Genomic DNA, 16,227 nt, shown 5'->3' on the forward strand with positions numbered 1-16,227 from the left:
CACACGCGCAGCCCGCCTCTGGCAATTATACGCCCCACCCGGCACAATGATATAATCGAGCGCATGAACTCCCCCGAATCCAATCCGCCCGCATCTGCCAATCGCCAGATCGCCCGCGCCGCCGGCACGGTGATGTTCGCCATCGTTCTAAGTCAGGTGGTCGGGTTGGTGGCCAAAAGCCTGGTTGGCAGCACGTTTGGCACCGGCGCTGAAAGCGAAGCCTTTTTCGCCGCCAACCGCTTCTCCGAGATCATCTTCAACCTGGTGGCCGGCGGAGCGCTGGCCTCGGCTTTCATTCCCACCTTCACCGGCCTGCTGGCGCACCAGCAGCGCGAAAAAGCCTGGGAACTGGCTTCGGCCGTGCTCAACCTGGTGCTGGCCATTCTCGTCGCGGTCAGCCTGGTTTCAGCGGTGTTCGCCCCCGCCCTGGTCCGCTATATCCTGGCCCCCGGCTTCGACGCCGAAAAGCAGGCTCTCACCGTGCAGTTGCTGCGCGTGCAGCTTCCTTCGGCCGCTATTTTTGGCGTCAGCGGGCTGTGTATGGGCATCTTAAACGCCCACCAGTCTTTCTTGCTGCCCGCGCTGGCCCCTTCCATGTATTCCTTCGGCTGGATTTTCGGCACCCTGGTGCTGGCTCCGCGCATGGGCATCTTCGGTCTGGCCTGGGGCGCGGTGATCGGCTCGGCCTTGCATTTCCTCATTCAGCTTCCCATGCTTACCCGCCTGCCCGCGCGCCGCTATCACTTCACCTTTGGCCTGCACATCAATGAAGTCCGCGAAGTGGCGCGCCTGATGGGTCCGCGTCTGCTGGGCGTGGCCGTGGTGCAGCTCAACTTTTTGCTCAACACCATTCTGTCTTCATCGCAGCCGCAGGGGTCCCTCTCCGGCCTGAGCCTGGCCTTCCCGCTGATGATCATGCCAGAAGCGGCCATCGCCCAGGCCATCGCCATCGCCGCTCTGCCCACCTTCTCGGCGCAGGTTGCCCTCCACAAACTGGACGAAATGCGCGGCTCGCTGGCCGCCACCCTGCGCAGCGTGCTGCTGCTGGCGGTTCCAGCCACCTTTGGGCTGATTCTGCTGCGCGAGCCGCTGGTGCGCCTGGTGTACATGCGCAACGAATTTGATGAGACCTCGCTGCAGTTCGTCTCGTGGGCGCTGCTGTGGTACACCGTGGGGCTGGTGGGGCACTCGCTGGTCGAGATCACCGCCCGCGCCTTCTACGCCCTGCACGATACCAAAACCCCGGTATTGATTGGCATCGCGGCCATGAGCCTCAATCTGGCCTTCAGTCTGGCCTTCAGCGCTCTGTTCCGCGCCTGGGGCTGGATGCCGCACGGCGGGCTGGCGCTTGCCAATTCATTAGCCACTGCCCTCGAAGCCGTGGGCTTGCTGGTATTGATGCGCCGCCGCCTGAACGGTATTGGTGGGCGCGAGATCGGGCAGGCAGTTTTCCAGTCGCTGGCTGGCGCCGCGGTCATGAGCGCCGCCCTGCTCGCCTGGCTGCACTGGACGCAAGCCCTGCCCGCGCTTATCACCACTCTGGGCGGCGTAGTCTGCGGCGGCGCGGCCTACCTGCTGGTGCTGCTGATCCTCAAACCGCGCGAATTGGCCCTGCTGCGTGAGATCCCCGGACGCCTGCTGGGTCGCGTCCGGCGATAAACTTCCCCCATCCAACCTTCCTTACTCAAATATCAAAACTGCCTTCAACGCGCCCATGCGAATAACGGCGCGTTGAAGGCGGCTGATTTTCGATCAAGCCCGCTTAATCATCCAGCAGGCGGCGCTCGCCTTCCAGCGCGCGGATGCCGGTTACATCCTGCGACACCTCCAGCGTGCCTTTATATACACCCTGAGCGTCGCGCATGGCGTAGTAGCGGATGTGGATGAACTTGCCCATCATCTGAATCCAGAACTCGGCCACATCGCGCTTGCCGGCGCGGAAATCGTCCAGAATGCGCTGCACCGCGTCCAAGCTCTTGGGCGGGTGGCAGAACTGCACCTTGCGCCCAATGATCGCTGCCTGGCGCTCAAAAATGCGTTCCTTGGTCTGCGAGAAGAAGCGCACCTCGTCCTTCTCGTCAACAAAGGTTACGTCCACCGGCAGGTTGGTCAACAGCAGATTGATCTGCTCTGCGCTCAACAAGCCCGTATCCAGGCCGATCAAACCGGCTGGCGCAGCAGCCGCAGGCGCGCTGGGAACGGCCGCTTTGGCCTGCGCGGCGCGGGTTTCTTCTTCCAAAATAATCTGATAGGCGGGCTTCCACTGCGTGCCCGGCTGCACAAAGAAATACCCCAGCTCACCCTCCTGGTTGCGAATCGCCGCCCATTCTTCTTCTTTCAATCGTTCCAACGCCGCCGGGAAGAGAATCTTCTCTTCTTTGTAGAACATCTCTTTCATCGGCGTTTCAAACGCTTCAAAAGTTTCCATCATCAACTGCGCCAGTTCGGGGCTGTTGGCCACCGCACCCTGCTCGATCAATGTGGTCATCTTCTTCCAGTCAGCGCGGATCTGGTCGTGAATGCCCCACATCACCTGCGACGGTCCGGTGAACCCATAGCGTTCCAACAGCGAAAAGAGCAGGTTCTCTTTGCGCAGGTAATGCTTTTCAAATTCACGCACCTGAGCCAGAGCCGCCTCCACCGCTTTGCGGCGGCTTTCTGCCGGGTCGGCGGCGTATTCTTCCACTGTTTTGCGCAGCGCGCGCAGCAGCCGGTCAGCCACCTGGTTTTCCGCACGGAAGGTGAACACCGGATGCCCCGGTACCGTATCGGGAGACTGCTGCTGGTCAAGCGCGTCGCGCACCACCGCCACATGCAGGTCGCACAGGCGCTGCACTTCTTCCACCGGCAGCCCTTCTGAGATTAACATTTGTTCCACTTCGGCAATTTCACCAGAATCAGCGATCTTCACCAGTTCGGCAAAGCGCTGCCGCACCACTTCCACCGGCAGCCCCTGGTGCAGACCTTTCAGAATGTCCTTCAACAGCTCTTTGCGCCGGGTTACGTTATTGATATATTCACTCATTTTCGCCTCCAAAAGAAAAATAGACTAGACGGAAAGGCAGCTACATGGCCTCAGCCCAGCCAATCACAAACGGCACGCTGATCACGCCCATAGGGCAAACCTCTTCGCACAGCGCGCACAGCGTGCAAAGTTCAGGCTTCATTATCCGCGGCAGCGAACCGATCTTGCCAATCGCTTGCTCCGGGCAAACCTGAATACAGGCGCCGCACCCCGTGCAGCGGGATAAATCAATTTCAGGATGGGGAGATGGGGACTTGCGCATGTTTCTTGCCTTTCCAGATTGTTTCTGTACTCAGCATACCGCATCCGGCAGCGCAAAGGATACGACTTAAGTCTGATTTGTCAGCTTTGTGCTTCTTCTTCCAACCGGGCGCGGTCGAGCAGCAGCAGTTTCGCCCCCTCGCGCCGCACCAATCCGGCGTCCATAAAGCCGCGCAGCGCGCGCCCAATCACGTCCCGCACGGTGCCCAGGTGCGCCGCGATCTCATCCTGCGTCCACTGCGCAGAGACCTCGCCGCTGTCGGCCTGTTCCAGCAAAAAGCGCGCCAGCCGCCCTCGCACCGAGCGCAGCGACAGGTCTTCCACCAGGTTGGTGAGATGGTCCAGCCGCCGGGCGAAGTCGCGCAGCACCGCCATTGCCAGGTCGGGGTGCGCTTGCAGCAGGCGGCGGTAGTCTTCCACCGGGATCAGCAGCAGGGTCAGCGGTGTCAGGGCGCGCACCGAAGCGCGCAGGCGGCCGTTTTCTTCTAACGCTGGCACGCTGTTGAAGTGCATGCCCGGCCCCACATTGGACAGCACCTGCTCGCGGCCGGAGAGCGTCAGCCGGTAGACGCGCGCCGCGCCGCTTTGCACAAACGCCACCCAGCGGCAGGGGTCGCCTTCCACCTGCACAATCTGTTCCGCGCTGTACTCACGCTGCAGGGCAGAGCGCGCCAGGCTGTCCATGGCCGCTTCGCTCAGCCCTGAGAACAAGGGTTGTTGGGCAATGAAGGGGAGCAGGGAAGTCATCATCGTTTCGATTATACCTGTTTGAAGACCAGCCAAACAAGAATCGGCTTACATCGGGTACAATAAACCCTGTTCATACGCTTGGAAAGGATTTCTTATGACCGACTCAACTGGAAAAGAATTCATGCGCCGCACGCGCTACCAAAATATGGGCCCCTCCTTACAGGAACAGGGCGCGCCTCAGCCCGCTTTGCAGCTCCCCTGCGAAAACGCGCTGGAGATCATCGCCCTGCCCGCCATAGACCAGATCGCCACCCCCGCCATGGACGTGCGCCAGGCCCTCGGCCAGCGCAAAACCCTGCGCAAATACAGCGAGCAGTCTCTCAGTCTCGATGAATTGGCCTACCTTTTATGGGCCACCCAGGGCGTCAAAAGCGTCAAAGAGAACGCGCACACCTTCCGCGTGGTGCCTTCCGCCGGGGCGCGCCACGCCTTTGAAACCTACCTGCTCATCAACCGCGTAGAGGACCTTCAGCCCGGTCTGTACCGCTACCTGGCCCTTGATCACACTCTGGCGCGCCTGCCCGCCCCGGCAGACCTGCCCGCCAGCCTGTCGGAAGCCAGCCTCAAGCAGTCTAAAATCGCTTACAGCGCGGTTACCTTTCTCTGGGTCGCCGTGCGCGAGCGCATGGTCTGGCGCTACAACGAGCGCGGTTACCGCTACCTGCACCTCGACGCCGGGCATGTCTGCCAGAATCTGTGCACCGCCGCCGAGACCATCGACTGCGGTCTGTGCCCCATTGCCGCCTATGACGACGATCAGGTAAACGCCCTCCTCGGTCTGGACGGCGAAGAACTGTTTGTGATTTATATGGCCTCGCTGGGCAAAAAGTAACCGCCAGACGAGCAGAAATAAGAATCAAAAAAGCAGGCCCGCGCGGGCCTGCTTTTCTTCTGTCCTTCAAATCAAGCTAATCGGCAAATTCCAGGTCAAAATCTTCCGCCACAAAGCTTAACCCCTCAAACTCTTCAAAGCTCAAGTGTTTGGCAGTCAGGCCCTTCTTGGCCACCAACCGGTCAAACAACATAATGTAGCTTTCGGTGCAGCGCGCTTCCCACTTTAAGTTCAGGTCTCGCGCCACCTGCTGGATCGATTCGGCGTCCGGCCCTTCAATCTCCAAAAAGCTCCCGTACGGCATCTCATCCAGCACCACCAGCACATTGCGAATGGCGTACGTGGTGCGGTTCTTTTCGTACATCACGTCCAGGTGATAGCCCAAGGCTTCCAGGAATTTTTTGGCGTTGTCGAAGTTACTCACCTCAAACTCAATTTCCACCCGCCGGCTGACCGAAGGGTCTTCCTGGTACGGGCCTTTGAAGGTGAGACGCGAGGCAAAATCTTTGCGCAGGCGCAGCACTTCCATGCGTTTGTACAGCTCGCGGTCACCCTTCTCATAGCGCAGATTAACTTCATACATGCGCGAATGCACCAGCCGGCCGCCCATTTCGGTGATGCGCTGGGCAATTTCCGAAAGGTCTCTGACGAAAAATTTAACCTCAATTTCCTGGTTGTTCATTCCATGCTCCTTGCTTGCGGCGGGGTCGTTTACCCCCGCCTGACGGTATGAAACTATTGTACCTGAAGCGCGCGGCGAATAGATAGGTACGATTGCCTGGTTTTGTTGTTACTCTTTGAAATACGCCGCCTGGCGCGGGCTGGCCAGCACCAGCAAACTATACCCAACCAGAAACAGGCTCGCCAGGGCCGTGAACGGCCAGTCGGCGCGGCCTGCCGCCGAAGCGCCAAACAGCAGCCGCTCCAGCCAGTAACCGGCCGTCACCAGCACCACCACCGCGCGCGTCAATCGCGCGGCCCAACGCCGGCGCAGCCACAACCCCAACCCGCAGGCCAGACCGGCCAACCCCACCAGAAATCCGCTCGCCGCGAAATACGCCGCCGGGGGCAGTCCGCTGAACGTTTGCAGGTACTGCCGGTTCTCCACCGCCTGCTGCAAGCGCAGCGTCCCCATCAAGGAGAGCAAGAACAACCCGCTGATTAATACCAGCAGTTCAATGGAGCGTTTGGGGTTGCGTTGTCCGCCGTTGCGTTGAAAAATCATAGCCCTTATTGTAATGCCACTTCCCAGATGTGCACGTGCGATGGCTCGCCTTCGTTGGCATTGGCCACGCTGATTTCCAGGCGCGCGGCCGTCAGCGCGCGCCCAAAATCAATCCTCACTTCGCGCGGCTGAATGTCTTCCGCGGCGGTTTGCGCCCGGTTTAGCAGCACCTTGCCATCCGCATCCAAAACCCGCAAGCGGATCTCGGTCTGGGTGCTGCCCACCTTCAACGTAATTTGTTCAACAGAACGTTCCTGCGGAAAATCCAGCACAATCCGCAGCGGGTTGGCCTCTTCCGAGCGCGCCACGGTCGCGCCATCCTGGTCAAACATATCCTGGATGCTGCCCATGTCCAGCCGTGAATGAGTAACCCACACCAACTGGCCCTGAACGCGCACCTCGTCTTGAATCAGTCTCTTGCGCTCCTGAACTTCCTCGGCCAGCAGTTGCTCAATATTGTCCGCGTACTCCAGGCGCGCGAAATAGAAACCCGGCTCGCCATTCGGCAGCGGCAGGGTGCGCTCCACGGCCAGCGTCTTAAACTTGCCCGATTCCCGCGCCCGCTGATATTCTTCCGGGATCATCACAAACAGCATTTCATCATCCAACCCGCGGTATTCGTGCAGCCAGGAATCCACACTGGCCATTTGCAGCGGAAAAGGGTCCTCAAAGAAAAAGCGCGCCACCATATCCGCTCCATTGGTCCAGTTGGGCGTTACCACCAGCTCCATTTGCGGAGACTGCTCGTGCAGGTTTTGCAGCTCGGCAAACAACGGGCGGGCGCCATACTGCATGCCAGAGAGACCGTAATCGCTGAACCACAGCGGGCCGTTCACCAGCGCGTCGCGCAGCATCCAAAAATTAGCACCGGCCAGCAGCGCGAAGAGGACCGGTTTCACCCACCCGCGCGCCAGGTCGGGCAGCCGCACGGCAATCCACTTCACCGCCAGGTCCAGGCCCAGCGCGGTCAGCAGCGCCGCCGGGACAACCATCACCAGCGCGCGCGTAACCCCCATCGAAGCCACTGCCGCCCCGGCCGGTGCGGCCAGCACAGCCACCAGCACCGCCCGCGATTCGGGCTTGCGCGGCTGCCCCAGGCAGGCGCCCAGCCCCAACAGCGTCAAGGGCAGCGCCGCGCGGATCAGATGGCCGTAGCCTTTCATCACATGCCGCACCTGCACGCCGGTTTCTTCAGGCAGGTACCAGAAGCGCGGGTCAAGCCCTTTCATATATTCCCGCAAATACAAACCCAGTTTGGCCCCCAGCGAAAGGTCGCGGCTGGCCCAATACGACCCCAACAGCGAGAGGTGCGCCTGCGCCTCGCCGGGATGCTGCAGGTTGAAGCGCAAATACGGCAGCGCAACCAGCACCGCCAGGCCCAGCGCCTTCAGCACCTCGCGGCGCTGCTGCCAGTGATAGCGCCAGTCGCTGGCTGCCAGCAGCACAGCGCACACCGCCAGCACCACGCGCAGCGGCGGGTAGGTGTAAAAGGCCAGGCCGGCCATCAGCACCGCCAGCAGCAAAGCCGGCTGCGGCTCTCCTTTACGGTACGCCAGGTAGAAGTAGAGAAAACCGGCAAAGAAACTCACCCCCAGCGCCGTCTCAAACGCCGTGCGAGAATGCAAAAACCAGGCCGGGGTCGCCGAAAGAATCAGAATGCCCGCCCAGGGAATTTCCATCTCAAACGCTTTACGCAGCACGCCGCCCACCGCCAGCCCGGCCAGCAGCGAAACCAGCGCGCATACCCCGCGCGTTACCCACACCGACTTGCCAAACATCAGATACGGCAGCACCTGCAGATAAACCGAGACGCCCAGGCTGTATTTATCGGGATTCGGGAAAAACGTGGGCAGCAGGTCGCCATCCCAATTGCGCAGGCCGTCGCGTAAAAAATCGGCTGCCAGCACCGTCTGGGCAGCCTCATCGCTGAAGAAGTAAATCGGGAAATCGGCCAGGCCCACCAGCCGTACCAGCAGATACACCAGCAGCGCCGCCAAGACGGCCGTCCGCGGGCGGTTGAGGCGGTTCCAAATCATCTCCAGGCGCGCCGAAAAGGGAGAAGCTGGTCCGATGGTTACCCGCCGGTACCCCGGCAGAATGCGTCCTGGCAGGTGCGCGTGCATGCGCACATCCAGCCGCGTACCGGGCGGAGCTTTCAACTCCACTTTTATTTGCGCGCCATTCAGGTTAAATTCCGCTTGCTGGGTGGGAGAGGTGGAGGCAGAAGTCTCACCGGAAGGCGGTTGGTCAAAATAATCGTCATCCATCTTCGCCAAACCTTGTTTTCATTGTATATCCAAATCTCCGGCGGCGCACTGCCTTTGGGGCAGGTTTACGCCACCAGTCGGCTTCTTCCGTGGGACGTAGATTAGCCCAGATTAAATGTTGGTTGTTAACCGCCTGATTTTAGGTACAATAGAGTATATTTTCAACAATACTGGTATTGAAGTGGGTTCCCAAACCGCAGGAGGTTCATTATATGGTAACGGTTACGCGGATCGAAGCGGTCCGCCCTGCCCTGGCAGATGAATTCAACCCCGGAGAGTTTATCCCGCGCACCGAAGCCATCGCCGACGCCTACCGCTGGGGAAAAGAGCTGCACGGCGATCAGAAGCGCATGAGCGGCGAACCTTATTTCGACACGCACTGCGTGTGGGTGGCGGGTTTCATTGATAACCTCGTCCAAAACGAGGCCTGGACGATAGCCGCCCTGCTGCATGACGCCGTGGAAGACACCGGCGAGAGCCTCGACCAGATCCGCGCCCGATTCCCCGGCATGCTGGGCGAGCAGGTGGCCTACATCGTTGACGGCGTAACCAAACTCAGCCGCCCGCGGGATGGCCGCTCGCGCGAGATTGAAACCCTGCGCAAAATCGCCATGTTCCGCGATCCCGGCGTCTTTCTCGTCAAACTAGCCGACAAAAGCCATAATCTGCTCACCCTCGAGCACATGCCCGAAGGCAAACGAATTGAAAAAGCCACCGAAGCCATCCGCGCCTACGGCAAGCTGGCCGGCATTCTCAACTGCTACCGCTGGCGGCGCTGGATAGAAGACATGGCCTTCCCCCACGCCTATTGCGACGCCTACAAATTTGTGCGCGAAGCCATCGACTCAGACCTGCGCCTCGACCTGGAATTTCTCAACACCATGATCGACCAGCTTGCCAAAATTATGGAACGCAGCGGAGTGGAAGGCAACGTCCAGTTATCCGTCAATGGCTATTGGCAGGCCTGGCAGAAACTGCGCCGCATGGCGCGCGGGCGCAAAACCAGCATGAACTCTTTTGCCGATCTGAACGACCTGGTCAGTTTTCGCATGGTGGTCTCCAGCAACAACGTGGAAGACTGTTACCTGCTCATGGCCGAGGTCAATCGCTTTTTCGGCCCCTATCTCGACCACAGCCGCTTCGATGATTACATCGCCTGCCCGCAAAACGGCTACCAGGCCCTGCAAATCACCGCTTACCTGCCAGACCTGGGCGCGATTGAATTTGCCATCGCCACCGAAGAAATGGAAGGCGAGAACACCTGGGGCGTTGTCTACGCCCTGCGCAACGGCAAAGATATCAGCCGCTACCGCCCGGTGGAAATTCTCACGCCCACCGGCGGGGCGCGCTTTGTGGAAGAAGGCTCGTCCGTCCTCGACGCGGTGGCGTCCATTCAACAGGAATTCCTGCTGGACAAGATCAGCGCCGTGGAAGTCAACAACAACCTGGCCATGCTCTCCGATAAAGTCAAGCCCGGCGACGTGGTCGAGGTCATCACCTCTGGGCCGCGCCTCAAACCCAGCCCCGAATGGCTGAACTTTGCCAACCTCTCCACCGCGCGCCTGCTGCGCATCATTCTGGCCACCGAAGCCCTGCGCAAATCAGCGGAACACGGCCGCGAGATTCTCAAGCCGGTTCTGGCCGATCACGGCATTTTTGACCTGGCCGACGTGCAGTCGCTGGCGCCCGAAAAAGTGGATAACTTGCTCGCCCTGCTGGGCTGCGCCAGCCTGGAAGACCTGTACACCTCGGTTGGTTCTGGTGCCATTCGCATGGAGGATGTGGACAACAAGCTCTGTCAGACCGATATCAACCGCGATTCGCTGGGTTGGACCACCATCAACCTGCTGGCCGACAAACGCAGCCACAAACCCGGCGTGCTGGCCAAGCTGGCCGGGCTGGTATCCAAAGTGGGCGGCAACATTCTGCTCTCGTACAACATCACCACCCCCGACGGCGGCTTTATGCTGCGTCTGGTGATCCAAAACCTCACCCCCGACTCCAAAACCGAACTGTATCAGTCCTACCAGGATTCCGGCTATGTGTTTAAGTCTTTGGAGATTGTTTAGGCCATGCCCCTCACCCCTCAAGACCTGACCTGCCTGCGCGAAGCCATTGCCCTGGCGGCCGCGGCCCGCGCGCACGGCAACCACCCCTTCGGCGCGCTGCTGGCGCTAAACGGAGACATCCTCGCGCGCGCGGAGAACACCGTCATCACCGGCGCGGACGTAACCCAGCATGCCGAACTCAACCTGGTGCGCCTGGCGCAGCAGCAGATCCCCCCGGACGTGCTCGCTCAGGCCACGCTCTACACCAGCACCGAACCCTGCCCCATGTGCAGCGGCGCGATCTATTGGGCGGGAATCCCGCGCGTGGTTTATGCCTGCTCTGAAGAGGCCCTCTACGATCTGAGCGGCGGCGGGCTGGCCCTGCCCTGCCGCGAGGTCTTCGCCCGCGGCGCGCGTCCGGTGAAAGTGCTGGGTCCCCTGCTCGAAGAAGAAGCCATTCAACCGCACCTGGGCTTCTGGCAGGCCGAATAGGCTTCCCGCTCACAGCGCCAGCAGCACCCGGTTTTCCACATTTTTCTTCAGGTAGGTAGCGGCGTCTGCGTCTGGCGGCAGTCGCTCGGCCTGTTCGCGAATCGCTTTCTTGCCCCACTGCCACACCGCCTGCGCGCGTTCCGCAAAGCCCAATGCCCTCATTGTTTTTCCCAAATGCAAGCACACCCAGCCAGGATGGTCCATTACCTGCAAACCGCCTGCTTGCAGCTTGTTAAAGGTCAGCCAGGCATCCTCGCACGCCTGCCAGGCCAGTTCCCGCCGCCCCTGTAGCAGAGCGCTGGCCGCCAGCCCGACCTGCGGCTCCAGCAGCAGGTGGGGCTGGTGAATTTCAAGACGCACCTGTAAAGCCTCTTTGAATACCGACGCGGCCTCAACCGGATTGCCGTGTTCCATTTGCATGCGCCCCCAATAGACCAGGGCGCTGGCAAGGTTGGCGGGAATTTCTAAGCGGCGGAACAGCGCCACTGCCCGCTCGGCGCATTCAAACGCCGGGATCAACTGCCCGCTTTCGTACAGGCAGAGGGCGTATATCCCCAGCGACACACCCACCCCGCGCCGGAAAGAAATTTGCTCGCGCATTTCCATGGCTCTTTCCAGCAGCGGAATCGCCGCGCGCGGGCTGCCGCTTTTTCGCTGCAAAAGGGCCAGGCTGTGCAGGCACTGGGCAATTCCACTTTGGCAGCCAATCGATTCAAAAATGCGCTGCGCGTTGCGGTAGTCCTCCCAGGCAGAAAGCCATTCTCCGCGTTCAGCCTTCAGCAGCCCCAAATTGTGCAGGCAGAACCCCTCGCCCATGCCATCACCCAATTCCTCCAACTGGCGCAAGGCCGTCTCAAAGCGCAGGGCGGCGCTGTCATAATCACCCCAATGCCGGTCAATTCGTCCTTCATGGTACATCTGCCAGGCCGTTCCCCGCCGGTCGCCAATTGCCTGGTATACCTGCACGCAGGCGCGGCTGTCGTCGCGCGCCAGCTCGTACTGCCCGCTTTGAATCTCCAGCATGCAGCGGTTTTGATGAGCCCAGCCCAAACCGCGCGGCAAATGTTCATCCCGCGCCAGATCCAGCGCTTCCTTCAAATAGGCGCGGGCCGCGCCAAATTGAGCGGTTTCCTGGCAGGCAAACCCCAGACCGTTCAAATCAAAACACTGCAGCAATGCATCCTCCACCTGCCGCGCCAGTGCCAGTGCCTGGTTGAGCACCGCAAACCCCAACGAAATCTCACCGGCATACAACTTGGCCATCCCCAGGTGGAATAACCCCCTGGCCTCCATCTCGCGCAGGCCTTTCTCATGCGAAATGCTCACCGCCTGTTCAAGATGGCTCGAAGCGCTGCAAAACTGCCCGCGCCGCACTTCAATATCGCCCATTTTTAACAGTATGTCGGCCTGCGTTTCCAAATCATCGCGGTTGCCAGCCGCTGACAGCGCGTCCTCCAGCAGACTGCCGGCCAGGTCATACAAACCGCGCACTTCCAGAAACGCAAAGAACACCGTCACCAGGCGAATGGCTTCCGCGTGAATACCCTGCTGAAAGGCCAGGCGGCAGCTTTCGGCAATGTTGGAAATCTCCAGGTCTAACTTCGCCAGAGAATTGGGCGCCGCGGAGGCCCAGGCGAGATAATACTCCACCATGCGCTTTACCGCTTCGGCGCCCGGGGCTTTCTGCCGCGCGTAATCAGAAATCGCCTGGTGCATGCGGTAGCGGTCATCCAGAACCGGCTCCAACAGCCCGCTGTCCACCAGCGCGTCCAGGTCCGCGGTAGAGCAGGCGCACACCGCCAGAGCGGCCTGCTCGCTGAAGGTGTTTGGCTTGGAGGGAAACAGCGCCAGCCCGTAGAAAACCTGCTGCGCGCCGGGCGGCAGGGCCGCCTCGCTCAGCCCAATCACCGCATGCAGCGATTCCGGCTCCCCCAGCGGCAGGCCGGGGTGCGCTTCCAGCGGAGATTGAGAACGCTGCAGCTGATAATATGCCTGTTGCTGGCGCAGAAACTCCAATGCCTGTTGAATGCGCCGCGGCTGGTCGTGGGCGCTCTGCACCTGCAGGTAAGAACCCATCAGCACCAATGCCAGCGGCAAAGCCCCCACTGAGACGACCAGGTCCTCAGCCGCCTGTGGATTGGCCGCAAAGGCTGCGGGGGCAAACCACTTCAACAACGCCATTCCGTCTTCCCGGCCAAGCTCCTCAATCCGGAACGCGCGCGTCCCGGCAAATTCCACCGCCAGGCTGGCGTGCCGCGTGGTCAGCAGGTAAGCGCAGTTGGGGCCGCCCGCCTTTAACCCCAGCGCCGCGTCGATCTGCCAGGCATCATCAATCACAATCAAGAACCGCCGCAGCCCAATCGCGGCGCGGATCATCGCGGCGCGCTCTTCCAAACCACTGCGGCTGGCCGCCGTATCCGCCGGGATACCCAGCTCGGCAGCCCAGGCGCCCATCAGCGCCGTCAAGTTGGGGTGCTGCCCTAACCCGGCCCACAAAACACCGTCTGCAAACTCCTTACGCACCGCCGGGTCATACGCCAGTTCCACCGCCAGAGACGTCTTGCCCGAACCCGGCAGGCCGTGCAGGGCAGCCGCCCTGGCCGCGCGGCGGTCAAAAAGGCTGCGTTTTAATGTATCAATCAGCTCCTCGCGCCCCAACAGCGGTTGAGCCGCTCGCGACGGGACCATAAACACCTGCGCGCGGCTCGCCGGGCGGAAGTCCCACAAAGCCGGCCTCCTTTGTGCCTGCTCCGCGGCAGCTTTCTCCTGCCGGCTTTGCAACACACCGGTCAGCATTTCCAGGGCGCGCTGCTGCTCCAGGTAATAGGTGGCGCGGGAAATATGAAACTGCTCGCACAACCAATCGGGGCTGCGTCCTTTTTGAAACTGCTCGGATAGAATCAGATACGGCCGCCAGCGCTTGTCTTCCAGAACCGGCGCGGCAGGCTCAGGTTGCAGCGTCACCAACGCCTCTTGCAGCACCTCACGCAGCGCCAGTCCCCGGCCGGCGCAGGTATCGGAATATCCGCATTTTTCCTGATGTTGAGAAACCAGTTCTGTTTTCGCCGCCGGATTTTCCCCCAATAATTTCAGCGACGCCCAGTCGCGCAGCGCCTGCCGGACGCAGACGGGGTCGATTCCCAAATGATCGTTGGTACTCCCCACTCTAAACACAGGCCGCTCGCTTTTCTACAAAAAACAGATGGGATCGACTGCAAAAGAAAAATTAGACAAAAATCAGACTTTTCCCGGACAGCCTCCAAGGCGATACGCCTATTATACAAATATCCAATACTGCTCACAAGCTTGAGCAAACCCAGGTGACCCAGATGAGCCCCACCAATTTTTCAGTACAGGATTTTGTGAGCCAGGATTCCATCCATTTTATTCTGCCAGTCTTCGTAGCGCGCACGGTTGCAAAGGTCTAATTCACCACACGTTGAAAGGAGAGATTTGACGAGATGAAACCCAAAGAATTCATCGCAGTCGTCGTAAGCACATTTGTTTTAATCATTCTGGGCGACGGTGTTGTTGCCAACGTTGGCCTGGCCCCACGCCTGGCCGGCTCTGCCTACAACTGGAATACCATCACCCTCGGCTGGGCCTTCGCGGTTATCGCGGCCGGGGTCATCGCCGGCGCCGATAACAACCCCGCGGTTACCTTCGCGATGGCCGTTCGCGGCCAGACCCCCTGGTCAAAACTGCTGCCCATCATCCTGGCCGAGTTCATCGGCGCGTTTCTGGGCGCTGTGGCGGTCTATCTGGTCTACCGCGACGGCCTCATTGCTGCCGGCATGCCCAATGTCTGGTCTACCGGGCCGGGTTCCGTTTTTGGCAACACCTTCTGGGGTGGAGACAGCAGCGGAGCGCTGGGCAGCTATTCCCTGCTCACCGCCTGCGTGGCTGAGTTCTTCGGCACCGTCATCCTGATGTGGGGTGTGCTGGCCGTAGGCGATTCCCGCAACGCTTCCATCAGCAATCTGGGACCCTTCATCGTTGGCGGTATCGTTTTGGTGATTGGTCTCTGTCTCGGCGGCCCAAGCGGATATTCCATCAACCCCGCCCGCGATCTTGGTCCGCGCCTCTTCGGTTTGCTCGCCGGAACCAAAGGTCTGTTTGACGGCATCTACTGGCTGCTGCCGCCAGTGCTCATTCCCATGGTGGCTGCCCCCGTGGGTGGTTACCTGTACGATCTGTTCTTTGGCAAAAAATAAGCAGGGGGAGTAAGCAGGTTCTGGTTATTCTGGCTTTCATGGGCTCATCTCCGACACGGGTTCAATGATCCGGTCACCCATAAAAGCGAGCAGGGCGTCTGAGGGCGCCCTGCTTGTGTTGTTGTTACTTTTTTACAATCCTAAATCACTGCATAGTTGAGGCAAAGCCTTCTCGGCGGCAATGCGCCCGGCAATTTCCATTTCGCGCGAATGTTCAAAATCCCACGCAGAAAACGCCCGCAAATCCGGCTCGATCAGGCAATTGATCTTTTCCCGTTCCGGCAAAATCATACGGCCGCGAATGCTGTTGGCCGCGATCAAGGTCTGGATGAAGTTGCTGGGCCGCGCTCCGTAGTGATCGGTGATGGTCACATTCACTCCGATGATATAATCCGCGCCCATCTCCAGCGCCAGCGAAACCGGAAAATTCTCCACCACGCCGCCGTCCACCAGCAACCGGTCGCCAATCTCCACCGGCTTGAACAAGCCCGGCACCGCCGAACTGGCGCGCACCGCGCGTGCCACCGAACCTTCGTTCAACACCACCCGCTCTCCGGTCACAATATCGCAGGCCACCACCGCCAGCTTGCGCGGCAGCTCTTCAAAGGTGATCTGCCCGATCTTTTGCTCAATAAACACTTCCATGGGCCGGCTGGTGAACAACCCGCCCGCCCCCCAACGCGCCGGGCGCGCCAGCATCCCCCAGTCCAGACGGTGAAAAATTTCGCTCATCTCATCCGCCGGCACCCCGGCCGCGTAAGCCGCGCCCACAATCGAACCGGCGCTGTTGCCTGCAACAATGGTGGGGGTAATTCCTTCCCGCTCTAAAACTTGCAGCACGCCAATATGCGCCGCGCCGCGCGTCGCGCCACCGCTTAACACCAGGGCGACATTTTGCGGCTTTTTCTTGAATAGCTCTTTTTTTCGCTGATCAAACCATTGAAAGATCTGCATTGTCAGTACATCCTTTTTTCTATGATAGCAGTATGTCAACCTGTAAACGCCTCAAATGTTTCATATCTATTTACGAAGTTGTTAAGTTAGAGTTGCAGAGCCTTGCGCGTCTTGCTCCGTTGTTTAATCTCGTATATACTCAACAAAGAGCAGTTACTT

General features: G+C 60.1%; 13 protein-coding genes. 5 read left to right on the forward strand and 8 right to left on the reverse strand.

Features of this window, described 5'->3' with window-relative positions; translation table 11 throughout:
• Positions 1 to 63 precede the first annotated feature (63 nt).
• On the forward strand, positions 64 to 1,659 hold the full coding sequence (murJ, locus tag ADN00_RS11235) for a murein biosynthesis integral membrane protein MurJ (protein WP_075063084.1): 1,596 nt from the start codon (positions 64 to 66) through the stop codon (positions 1,657 to 1,659).
• Between the two features lie 103 nt (positions 1,660 to 1,762).
• On the opposite strand, the gene ADN00_RS11240 is transcribed toward murJ, so the two are convergent.
• From ADN00_RS11240 to ADN00_RS11250, 3 genes are all read right to left on the reverse strand, one after another.
• The gene (locus tag ADN00_RS11240) at positions 1,763 to 3,025 is read right to left on the reverse strand and encodes a DUF438 domain-containing protein (RefSeq protein ID WP_075063085.1); all 1,263 of its coding nucleotides are present in this window, start codon (positions 3,023 to 3,025) and stop codon (positions 1,763 to 1,765) included.
• Positions 3,026 to 3,065: 40 nt separating this feature from the next.
• Positions 3,066 to 3,287, reverse strand: coding sequence for an ATP-binding protein (locus ADN00_RS11245; RefSeq protein WP_075063086.1), 222 nt, complete (start codon positions 3,285 to 3,287; stop codon positions 3,066 to 3,068).
• Between the two features lie 80 nt (positions 3,288 to 3,367).
• Positions 3,368 to 4,033: a Crp/Fnr family transcriptional regulator gene (locus tag ADN00_RS11250; RefSeq protein WP_075063087.1), complete on the reverse strand. Its 666-nt coding sequence runs from the start codon at positions 4,031 to 4,033 to the stop codon at positions 3,368 to 3,370.
• Between the two features lie 97 nt (positions 4,034 to 4,130).
• Here ADN00_RS11250 and ADN00_RS11255 point away from each other — a divergent pair, with 97 nt between their 5' ends.
• The gene (locus ADN00_RS11255) at positions 4,131 to 4,868 is read left to right on the forward strand and encodes a SagB/ThcOx family dehydrogenase (RefSeq protein WP_075063088.1); all 738 of its coding nucleotides are present in this window, start codon (positions 4,131 to 4,133) and stop codon (positions 4,866 to 4,868) included.
• Positions 4,869 to 4,944: 76 nt separating this feature from the next.
• Here the strand turns inward: ADN00_RS11255 and cyaB are convergent, their stop codons facing one another.
• The 3 genes from cyaB to ADN00_RS11270 form a co-directional block, all read right to left on the reverse strand.
• On the reverse strand, positions 4,945 to 5,550 hold the full coding sequence (gene cyaB / locus ADN00_RS11260) for a class IV adenylate cyclase (protein ID WP_075063089.1): 606 nt from the start codon (positions 5,548 to 5,550) through the stop codon (positions 4,945 to 4,947).
• Positions 5,551 to 5,658: 108 nt separating this feature from the next.
• Positions 5,659 to 6,093 carry a hypothetical protein gene (locus ADN00_RS11265; RefSeq protein WP_075063090.1) on the reverse strand — a complete coding sequence of 145 codons (435 nt, stop codon included), beginning with the start codon at positions 6,091 to 6,093 and terminating at the stop codon, positions 5,659 to 5,661.
• 5 nt (positions 6,094 to 6,098) lie between these two features.
• The gene (locus ADN00_RS11270; RefSeq protein WP_075063091.1) at positions 6,099 to 8,360 is read right to left on the reverse strand and encodes a glycosyltransferase family 39 protein; all 2,262 of its coding nucleotides are present in this window, start codon (positions 8,358 to 8,360) and stop codon (positions 6,099 to 6,101) included.
• A gap of 212 nt (positions 8,361 to 8,572) precedes the next feature.
• On the opposite strand from ADN00_RS11270, the gene ADN00_RS11275 reads away from it, so the two are divergent.
• Both ADN00_RS11275 and ADN00_RS11280 read left to right on the forward strand, forming a co-directional pair.
• Complete coding sequence (locus tag ADN00_RS11275; RefSeq protein WP_075063092.1) at positions 8,573 to 10,429, forward strand: HD domain-containing protein; 1,857 nt, start codon at positions 8,573 to 8,575, stop codon at positions 10,427 to 10,429.
• Between the two features lie 3 nt (positions 10,430 to 10,432).
• Complete coding sequence (locus ADN00_RS11280) at positions 10,433 to 10,900, forward strand: nucleoside deaminase (RefSeq protein WP_075063093.1); 468 nt, start codon at positions 10,433 to 10,435, stop codon at positions 10,898 to 10,900.
• A gap of 9 nt (positions 10,901 to 10,909) precedes the next feature.
• Here the strand turns inward: ADN00_RS11280 and ADN00_RS11285 are convergent, their stop codons facing one another.
• On the reverse strand, positions 10,910 to 14,044 hold the full coding sequence (locus tag ADN00_RS11285) for a tetratricopeptide repeat protein (RefSeq protein WP_075063094.1): 3,135 nt from the start codon (positions 14,042 to 14,044) through the stop codon (positions 10,910 to 10,912).
• Positions 14,045 to 14,361: 317 nt separating this feature from the next.
• On the opposite strand from ADN00_RS11285, the gene ADN00_RS11290 reads away from it, so the two are divergent.
• The gene (locus ADN00_RS11290; RefSeq protein WP_075063095.1) at positions 14,362 to 15,114 is read left to right on the forward strand and encodes an MIP/aquaporin family protein; all 753 of its coding nucleotides are present in this window, start codon (positions 14,362 to 14,364) and stop codon (positions 15,112 to 15,114) included.
• A 132-nt stretch (positions 15,115 to 15,246) separates the two neighbouring features.
• Here ADN00_RS11290 and ADN00_RS11295 read toward each other — a convergent pair whose 3' ends face one another.
• The gene (locus ADN00_RS11295; protein ID WP_075063096.1) at positions 15,247 to 16,068 is read right to left on the reverse strand and encodes a patatin-like phospholipase family protein; all 822 of its coding nucleotides are present in this window, start codon (positions 16,066 to 16,068) and stop codon (positions 15,247 to 15,249) included.
• Positions 16,069 to 16,227: the final 159 nt, after the last annotated feature.

The sequence above is a fragment of the Ornatilinea apprima genome, from assembly GCF_001306115.1.
In the GTDB taxonomy this organism is placed as follows: domain Bacteria; phylum Chloroflexota; class Anaerolineae; order Anaerolineales; family Anaerolineaceae; genus Ornatilinea; species Ornatilinea apprima.

Bases quoted from the DNA above. Each gene is read 5' to 3' on its own strand.
- ADN00_RS11295 (WP_075063096.1), bottom strand. From the start codon at position 16,068: ATGCAGATCTTTCAATGGTTTGATCAGCGAAAAAAAGAGCTATTCAAG.
- ADN00_RS11255 (WP_075063088.1), top strand. From the start codon at position 4,131: ATGACCGACTCAACTGGAAAAGAATTCATGCGCCGCACGCGCTACCAA.
- murJ (WP_075063084.1), top strand. From the start codon at position 64: ATGAACTCCCCCGAATCCAATCCGCCCGCATCTGCCAATCGCCAGATC.
- ADN00_RS11250 (WP_075063087.1), bottom strand. From the start codon at position 4,033: ATGACTTCCCTGCTCCCCTTCATTGCCCAACAACCCTTGTTCTCAGGG.
- ADN00_RS11280 (WP_075063093.1), top strand. From the start codon at position 10,433: ATGCCCCTCACCCCTCAAGACCTGACCTGCCTGCGCGAAGCCATTGCC.
- ADN00_RS11275 (WP_075063092.1), top strand. From the start codon at position 8,573: ATGGTAACGGTTACGCGGATCGAAGCGGTCCGCCCTGCCCTGGCAGAT.
- cyaB (WP_075063089.1), bottom strand. From the start codon at position 5,550: ATGAACAACCAGGAAATTGAGGTTAAATTTTTCGTCAGAGACCTTTCG.
- ADN00_RS11245 (WP_075063086.1), bottom strand. From the start codon at position 3,287: ATGCGCAAGTCCCCATCTCCCCATCCTGAAATTGATTTATCCCGCTGC.
- ADN00_RS11265 (WP_075063090.1), bottom strand. From the start codon at position 6,093: ATGATTTTTCAACGCAACGGCGGACAACGCAACCCCAAACGCTCCATT.
- ADN00_RS11290 (WP_075063095.1), top strand. From the start codon at position 14,362: ATGAAACCCAAAGAATTCATCGCAGTCGTCGTAAGCACATTTGTTTTA.
- ADN00_RS11270 (WP_075063091.1), bottom strand. From the start codon at position 8,360: ATGGATGACGATTATTTTGACCAACCGCCTTCCGGTGAGACTTCTGCC.
- ADN00_RS11240 (WP_075063085.1), bottom strand. From the start codon at position 3,025: ATGAGTGAATATATCAATAACGTAACCCGGCGCAAAGAGCTGTTGAAG.